General features: G+C 67.9%; 2 protein-coding genes. Both read left to right on the forward strand.

All coding sequences use genetic code 11. The features are described 5' to 3' along the window. Nucleotides 1-11: 11 nt before the first annotated feature. Complete coding sequence (locus BWP39_RS31325) at nt 12-7,802, forward strand: SDR family NAD(P)-dependent oxidoreductase (protein ID WP_207557282.1); 7,791 nt, start codon at nt 12-14, stop codon at nt 7,800-7,802. After that, nucleotides 7,799-9,143, forward strand: a 1,345-nt coding sequence (locus BWP39_RS31330; protein ID WP_207557283.1) for a condensation domain-containing protein, incomplete at its 3' end; no start/stop codon positions are given. The genes BWP39_RS31325 and BWP39_RS31330, both read left to right, overlap by 4 nt.

Consider the following 9,143-nt stretch of genomic DNA (forward strand, 5'->3'; position numbering starts at 1 on the left):
GGTGTGTGCCGGTGGAGCAGACGCAGGGCGACGGATGGCTGGAGTCGGAGCAGGTGCGGGCCCTGCAGGGGTGGCTGGGAGAGCGGGTACCGGGGTATATGCAGCCGGCGATCTGGCTGGGCACGGCGGGGCTGCCGCAGACGCCGAACGGGAAGGTGGACCGTCAGGCGCTGCGCGCGCGGGCGCTGCCGGAGCGGGAGCATGAGCAGGCCCAGGGCGTCGACGCGGCACCGGTGCAAGGAGTACGGATAGAGGGGCTGCGTGCGGAACTGGAGTTGCGCCTGCAGGGTGTGTGGGCGCAGGTGCTGGAGCGGACGTCGGTAGGACGGGAGGAACGGTTCCTGGAGGCGGGTGGCAACTCGGTGTCGGCAGTGCTGCTCGCAGAGCGGATCGAGGCGGAGTTCGGTCAGGCGTTCGCGGTGGCGCAGGTGTTTGCGCATGCGAGTGTGGCGGCGCAGGCGGTCTACCTGGAGGGACGGCGTCCGACGTCCACAGCATCGGCGGCTTCGGTGGCACCGGAGGTGGAGCTGGAACCGGTCGCGCAACGGCCCGTGTCGTTGGAGCCCGGTTCAACCGAAGCCGAACCCGAAACCGAAGCCGAAACCGGAATCGCCGCAGACACCCTGGCAATCATCGGCATGGCATGCCACTTCCCCGGTGCCGAAGACCATCGCGCGTTCTGGGAGAACCTGCGCACAGGTCACGACAGCGCGAAGGTGTTCAGCGCCGAAGCGCTACGCGCCGCGGGTGTACCGGAGCGGCTGATCGCCGACCCGCAGTACGTACCGGTGCAGTACGGCATCGAGGGCAAGGCCTGGTTCGATGCTGAATTCTTCAATCTGTCGCCGCGCACCGCGGCCTTGATGGATCCGCAGTACCGCCTGCTGCTGCAGCATGCCTGGGCCGCGATCGAGGATGCCGGCTACACGCCCGAAGCAATTCCCGACACGGCAGTGTTCATGTCGGCCAGCTTCAGCGGCTATCAGGCGCGCCTGCAAGATCCGCGCGCCGTCGAAGCGGGCGACCGCTATGTGGCCTGGCTGATGTCGCAGGGCGGCTCGTTGCCGACCTTGATCTCCTATCAACTGGGGCTGACCGGCCCCAGCATTTTCGTACAGACCAACTGCTCGTCATTTCTGAGCGCGCTGGCCGCGGCACGGCGCAGCGTGCTGGCCGGCGAGGCGCGTCTGGCGCTGGTCGGCGCGGCCACCCTGTTCGCTGAGGACAGCCTGGGTTACCGCCACGAGCCGGGTCTGAATTTCGCCAGCGATGGCCATTGCAAGACCTTCGACGCGCGCGCCGACGGCATGGTGGGCGGCGAGGGCGGCGGCGTGATCCTGCTCAAGCGTGCCCGCGAGGCGATCGCCGACGGCGACCACATCTACGCGCTGCTGCGCGGCGTGGCGGTGAACAACGACGGCGCGGACAAGGCCGGCTTCTATGCACCGAGCGTGCGCGGCCAGTCGGCGGTGATCGAGCAGGCGCTGCGCCAGGCGCGCATCGACCCGGCGCAGATCGGCTACGTAGAAGCCCACGGCACCGGCACGCGGCTGGGCGACCCGATCGAAGTCACCGCACTGAGCGAAACCTACCGGCGTCACACGGACGCGCGGCAGTACTGCGCGATCGGCTCGGTGAAGAGCAACCTGGGCCACCTGGACACGGCGGCGGGGCTGGCGGGCTGCATCAAGCTGGCGCTGAGCCTGGAACACGGCGAGATTCCGCCGACGCTGCACTACCAGCAACCAAACCCCGCGATCGATTTCGCCGCTTCGCCGTTTTACGTGGCCGAGCGGCTGCAGCCCTGGCCGCCCGGTCCGCGGCTGGCTGGCCTGAGCGCCTTCGGTATCGGTGGCACCAACACCCACGCCATCCTCGAGGCTTACCTCGCGGAGCCCGTCGATGCACCGGCAAGCGCCGCGCAATTGATCGTGCTGTCCGCACGGACGCAGGAGCGTCTGCGCGCGGTCGCGCAGCAATTGCTCGATTACCTCGATCGCGCACCGTCTACGCCGCCGCTGCACGATCTGGCCTATACGCTGCAAGTCGGCCGTCGCGGCATGACCCATCGACTGGCTCTGGTCGCCGACGATGCCGCCAGCTTGCGCCGACAACTGGCCGACTATCTGGCGGGCCACAAGGTCGGCCATGAGGGCGATGTTGATCACGCCCATCCTTTGCTGCAGGCCTTCGACCACGATGGCGACTCGGATCGCCTGTTTGCACAGTGGGCGGCGACCGGCAAGCTCGACAAGCTGGCGGCCTTATGGGCGCATGGCCTGCCGTTGGACTGGACCGGCCTGCACCGGAACGGGCGCCCGCGCCGGGTCAGTCTGCCTACCTATCCTTTTGCGCGTACCCGTCACTGGCTGGAAGCGCCGGCCGCCGCAATGGCGACAGAGTCAGAGCTGGAGCCGGAGCCAGTCGAACTTGCGGCGGGCGAGTCCTGGGATGGATTGAGCTATCTCCCACGCTGGGTGGCCACGCCCGCCGTCGCAAACGAAGGCCAGGATACGCAGGCGCCAGCATCGCTCGCCATCGTCGTACCCGCAGCCTCCGTGCGTGCGGCCCAGTTGTTCGAATGGTGCGGGCAGCGCTGGCCTTCGGCCTCACTGCGTCTGATCCGCCTGGGTCAGGAAAATCGCCGGCTGGGCGCCGCGGAATGGTTGTGCGAAGCGTCCGACAGCCAGGCCCTGGCCGACGCGCTGCAGGAGGGCGGGCAGCCTGACAGCGTGGTTTTTCTCGTCGATGCTCCAGAGGAGACCGAAGCAGCATCGAGCTGGCCCGGCCGTCCGGGATCGAGTGAAGCGCAGTTGCTATGCCTGCAGCGGGCGCTGAACCAAGGGCCACAGGGGCCACAGGCGCCGCGCATCGAGTTCTATCTCGTGTCGATCGAAGCCAGCAGCGCCGACTCCCTGACCGGCGGCGGCCTGAGCGGCCTCGCGTACGCCATCGCTCAGGGCGATCATCGCCTGCGGCTGCGCCATCTGCATGTCAGCGCCGACGCATGGTCGGCTTCCAGCTGGCGGCAGCTATGGGCCGAACCGGCCAGCGAGCGCGGCGAGATCGTGCGCTTCAGCGGCGGCGAGCGCTGGCAGCAACGCTTTGAACGCCTCGACTGGGGGACTCTGCAGGATGGCGGGCTGAAACAGGGCGGCGTGTACCTGATTGCCGGCGGTAGCGGCACAGTCGGCCGGGCGATCAGCCGTTACCTGATCCAGCGCTATCGCGCGCGGGTGATCTGGCTAGGGCGCAGCGGCGCCGATACGCCGGCACTGGCCACGCGTCTGCGGGCGCTGGAAGTCGGTGAATCGGTGCCCAGCTACATCCAGGTCGATCTCACCGATGCCGATGCCGTGCGCGCAGCGGTGGCGCAGGCGAGACAGATCCATGGTGTCATCGACGGCGCCATCTTTTCGGCCATGGATCGCGGCCCCGACGCGCCTGCCGCGCATTGGAGCCCTGACGAACTGGCTAAGGCGGTCGCGGTCAAGGCGCTCGGCGCGCGGCATTTTTATCAGGCCTTGCGCGACGAACCGCTGGATTTTCTTTGCTACTACTCCTCGGTGCAGTCTTTCGCTTTTCTCAGCGCGAGAGCGTCGGCCGCCTATGCAGTCGGCGTAGCCGCGGCCGACCGCTACGTGCAATCGATCCGCGCCCAGGCGCCGTTCCGCGTTGGCATCATTCACTGGGGCTACTGGCAGGATTCGCTGGCCGGCACCTCGGTCGAGCAGGATCTCGCCAGGCACTTCACGGGCATTCAAGCCGACGAGGCCTGTGCTTTCTTCGAGCGCTTCGTGGCGGCGCTGGGGCAGGGCACGCTCGATCAGGCCTTGTGTCTGAAAGCCTCCGACACCGTGCGCGAACTGATGCCGAGCACGGAGGCGGATGGGGTCGCGGTTGCGGTCACCGGCACGGCTTCGTTCCTGGATGGCTTCGATGCTGCGGCACTGACCTCCACCGCAGAGCCACCGGACTGGACCGAGCTGGACCGGATCCTGCGCGGCCTGCTGGCTGCCCAGCTACGGCGCCTCGGTTTATTCGATCAGGCCGGGGTCAGCTGGGACAGCGAGCAATTGCGGCACAAGCTGGGCGTGACCGACGATTACCGGCGCTGGTGGGAGGAATGTTGCACGCAACTGCTGGAAGCGGACGGCTGGTTGCGGTCGCGGGAGGGGCGTGTCGAATTGCTGCGGTCCTTGAGTCTGCAGCAGGCCGAAGCGCTGTGGCAGGACTGGGAGCGTGACAAGGCCAGGTTTGTAGAGGATCCGCAGCGCCGGGCCGCTGTGCTGCTGGTGGAGGATTGCCTGCGTCATCTGCCCGACGTGTTGCGCGGCCAGCTGGCCGCGACCTCGGTGATCTTTGCCGACGGCAGCATGAGCAAGGTGGCCGGCCTTTACCAGGGCACGGCCTGGACCGATTCCTTCAACCATCAGGTGGCCGACACGGTCGAGGCCTATGTGCGTCATCGCCTCGCCGCCGAACCGCAGGCGGGCTTGCGCGTGCTCGAGGTCGGCGCCGGCACCGGCGGCACGACGTCGAGAGTGCTGCCGCGGCTGGCTGCGATCGGCGCGCCTGTGGTCGAGTACTGCTACACCGACCTGTCCGAAGCTTTCCTCGCCCAGGCGCGCGAGCGCTATCTGGCCGACTATCCCTATCTGCGCACGCGGCGTTGCGACATCGAGCGACCTCTGGCCGGGCAGGGCATATCGCCGGGCGGCTACGACATTGTCATTGCCACCAATTGTCTGCATGCCACCCACGACATCCGGGCCACGCTGCGCCACGTGCAATCGGCGCTGCGTGGCCACGGCGTGCTGATCGCCAACGAAGGCGTCAGCAAGAGCCTGCTCGGTACCTTGACCTTCGGTCTGCTGGAAGGCTGGTGGCTGTACGACGATCCGCAGTTGCGCATTCCCGGCTCGCCGCTGCTGGATAGCGCGCATTGGCAGGCCTTGCTGCGGGAGGCCGGGATGCTGCCGGTCTGCCTCGATGGCCCGGGGCGCGAATTGCAGCAAGTGTGGGTGGCCGAAAGCCGCGGGCTGATACGACTGGGGGCCGCTGCCTCGGCATCCGCATCGGCATCGGTGACTGCGTCGACGTCGGCCGGTTCGGGTGCTGTGCCTGCACAGCCGCCGTCGCATGCGCCTGCCAGCGCAGCCGCGCCACACGTGGCGGTTGCCGCGGCCGATGCCACCGCCGCCGTCGCCGCGGAGATCCGTCACTGTCTCGCCGAGACCTTGAAGCGTGAGGCCGCGAGTCTCGCCGACGAGACCGCGTTTTCCGATTACGGCATCGACTCCATCCTCAGCGTGGCGCTCGTCAAGCGTCTCAACCAGCGTCTCGGGATCCAGCTCGGCCAGACCGTGATCTACGACTACAGCACCATCGCCGCGCTGAGCCGGCACGTGCTGGAACAGCGCGGCGGCGCACCGGTGTTGTTGCGGCAAACATCCGTAGCACCGGTGCTACCTGTAGCGATCAGCGCACCTGCGCCGACAGCGCAGACACCGACAGCGGTCGATACGATGCCCGCCCCCTTGGCCAGCACCGCCGAGGTATCGCGCCCGGTCGCGATTGCGGTGATCGGTATGGCGGCTCAATTGCCCGATGCCGCGGATGTGGACAGCTTCTGGGCGAATCTGTGGAACGGCCGCGACAGCATCCGCGAATTACCCGAGGCCTACGGCCGGCCGGCACAGGGCGCGAGTCCGCGCGGCGGCGCGCTGCAGGGCCGCGATTATTTCGACGCCACCTTCTTCGGCCTGTCGCAGGAGGAAGCCGCTGGCATGAGCCCGGCGCAGCGGCTGGTGCTGGAGGAGGGCTGGAAGGCCCTCGAGGACGCCGGCTATGACCCGCGCAGCCTGCGTGGCAGCCGTACCGGGGTCTATGTGGGCGCCGAGCCCAGCGGTTATTTCCAGGGCTCGTTCGCCGGGGCGTCCGAGGCCATCATCGCTTCGCGCCTGTCGTATCTGCTGGATCTGAAGGGGCCGGCGCTGGTGGTGAATACCGGTTGCTCGTCGGGTGCGATGGCCATTCATCTGGCCTGCGAGAGCCTGCGTCACGGCGAAACCCGGCTTGCTCTTGCCGGCGGCGTGGCTGCGGCGCTGAGCGTCGAGGGGTTGGGCCATCTGGCCGATACCGGCATGCTGTCGCCGCAAGGACGCTGCTCGAGCTTTGAGGCTTCAGGCGATGGCATGGTGTTGTCCGAGGCCGTGGGCATGCTGGTGCTCAAGCGGCTGGATGAGGCCATGGCCGACGGTGACGCGATTTACGGCGTGATCGAAGCCAGCGGCAGCAACCAGGACGGCACCAGCAACGGCATCACCGCGCCCAATGGCAAGGCGCAGGAGGCGCTCCTCAGCGACACCTGGGCCCGCTATGGCATCGCGCCGGAGCGCATCAGTCACTTCGAAGTGCACGGTACCGGCACGGCGCTCGGCGACGCGGTGGAAGGCAACGCCATCACGCGTGCATTTGGCAGCCTGACTTCGCGCCGGGCGTTTTGCGTGATCGGCACCAGCAAGACGCATATCGGGCACACCGGGGCAGCGTCCGGCGCCGTCGGTCTGATCAAGCTCCTGCTGTCGTTGCGTCATCGCCAGTTACCTGGCCTGCTGCATTTCGACCGGCTCAATCCGCTGATCGATTTGAGCGCTTCGGCGCTACGCCTGCCCGAAGCCGCGATGAACTGGGACAGCGAACCGGGGGTCGCGCGTTACGCGGCGCTGAACGCGTTCGGTCATAGCGGCACCAATGTGCACATGGTGGTGCGCGAGTACGGCGCGGGTGTTGACGATCAACTCGGACCGCAACTGCTGGAGCACGCGCAGGACGTGGTGCTGCCGTTGTCGGCAGCCACGGCGCCGCAGCTCGCGCAGGTCGCGCAACGCCTGCTGGCCTTTATCGATGACACCGAGGTCGGACCGCGGCCCAGCCTCGCCGAACTGGCGTACACCTGCCAGACCGGTCGCCCCGCGCTCGCCGAGCGTGCCGCGCTCAAGGCCGGCAATCGGGAACAACTGCGCTTCCTCTTGCAGGCTCTGGCCGAACAAAGACCGGTGGCCGGACTGTGGCGCGGCAGCGTCGATCCGGAGCGTGCGCCAGCAGCGGCAACAGCAGCCGATGAGTTGAGCCTCGACGAACTGGCCCAGACCTGGGCGCAGGGCGCCAGTGTGGATTGGCTGAAGCGCTACGGCTCCGTGCGGCCGAAGCGCTGCCATTTGCCGGCTTATCCGTTTGCGCGGCAGCATTTTCCGTGGCAACTCTCGCCGACTCGGACGGCGGCGCAAACGCAGGCTGCGCCCGCTGCGGTTGCCACTTCAGTGGCCCCCGCCATTGCAGCGCCGTCGTGGCGCTTCACGTTGGCGGCCCAGGCCGAGGCCGGCGCCGATCCCACCGCCAAGGCCGTGCAATGCCTGCGCCAGTGGCTGGCGATGCGATTGCAGCGGCCGGTCCAAGCGATTGGCACGCAGGTCAGCTATCAGGAACTGGGTTTGAACTCGCTGGGCGTGGTCGCGCTCAGCGACGAACTGAGCCGCCTGCTCGGCGCCACGGTGTTGCCTTCGGTCCTGTTCGAGTACCCGACTATCGAGCGCCTCGCCGATCACCTGGCCGGACAGCACGCGGAAGTTCTGCTGCGCGTGCAGGCGACTCCGCTGGCAAGCAGCACCGAAACGTCCGTCCATCAGCCGGTCGTGGCGCCCGCACCGGATGCCGTGCTGAAGGTGCTGCAGGCCTACCGCAACGGCGCTCTGGACCATGCGCAGGCGCGTGCCCTGCTGGTGGAGGGCGCGTCATGAATACCGCTATGACACTGGACCAGATCATCACGCTGTACGAGTCCGGCGAGTTGAGCCGCGACCAGGTCACCGACGCGTTCGTGCGTTTATCCGACGAGGCCGCGGCCGCGGTGGAGATCGAGTTGAGCGAGACCCAGCGTGGTCTGTGGGCATTGCAAAAGGCTTATCCGCGGATGGCGGCCTATAACGTGCCGCTCTGTTTGCGCCTGCCGGCTGGCGTGGATCGCGAGCGCTTCCGGCGCGCCTGCGCGAGCGTGCTGGAACGCTGGCCCCTGCTGGGCGCATCGGTCGTTCATCGGCAGGGCCGTTTGCATCTGAGTCTGCATCGGCAGCCTGGCTTGTCGCTCGAGCAGCGTGATGTGTCGGGCTGGAGCGCGCAGCAGCGTTCGACGTGGCTGCGCGAGCGCATCGAACAGCCTTTCGATCTCGATGCGGGGCCACTCATCCGCGCACATTGGCTGGGCGATCCGGAGAGCGGCGAAAGTCTGTTCCTGCTGGTTGTCCATCATCTGGTGATCGACGGTGGCTCGGTGAGCCTGTTGCTGGCCGCGCTGCACGAAGCCTATGTCGCCTTGGGAACGGGGGCGGCCTTGCCCGCACCCGAGGGCGGCGACGGGTACGTGAGTTTTGTCGAGGCCGAGCGGGCGCGACTGCGGGGCGCGGATGCGTCGCGCCGTCTCAGCTACTGGCGCACGGCGTTGTCCGATGCACCGACGAGTCTGGAGCTGCCACTGGACCATCCACGCGGGGCCACCCCGGGCTTTGCTGGCCGCACGCTGCGCCATGAACTTCCGGCAGCACTGGGCGAAGCGGTACAGGCCTGGTCGGCGCGGCACGGGGTGTATCCATCGACGTTGCTGCTGGCCGTGTACCAGGGCCTGCTGAGCCGTCACAGCGGACGCGACGATGTGGTGGTGGGCATGGCGCTGGACGAGCGCGATGCGTCGTGTGCGGGTCTGGTGGGGATGTTCGTGAACATGCTGCCGGTGCGCGCGCAGGGGCTGGGCCAGCGCAGCTTCGTCGAGGAGGTGCAGGCGCTGCAGCGCCAGGTGGTGGACGCGATGGCGCACAGCTACCCGTTCGCAGCGCTGGTGCGCGAGCTGGGCCTGAGCGGTGGCGAGGCGGCGCCACTGTTCCAGGCGGCGTACCTGTACCAGGACACGCTGGACACCCAGGCGCTGGCGGGCGTGGCGGACTGGACCTGGGAGGAGGAACTGTACCAGGAAGGCGAGTACGAGCTGGTGCTGGAAGTGCGCCGGCGCGCGCAGGGCTACGGGCTGTACCTGAAGTACGACCCGACGCTGTGGGACGAGGCGACGCTCGCGCGCTGGCTGGGGCACT

Source organism: Paraburkholderia acidicola (assembly GCF_002362315.1).
GTDB lineage: Bacteria > Pseudomonadota > Gammaproteobacteria > Burkholderiales > Burkholderiaceae > Paraburkholderia > Paraburkholderia acidicola.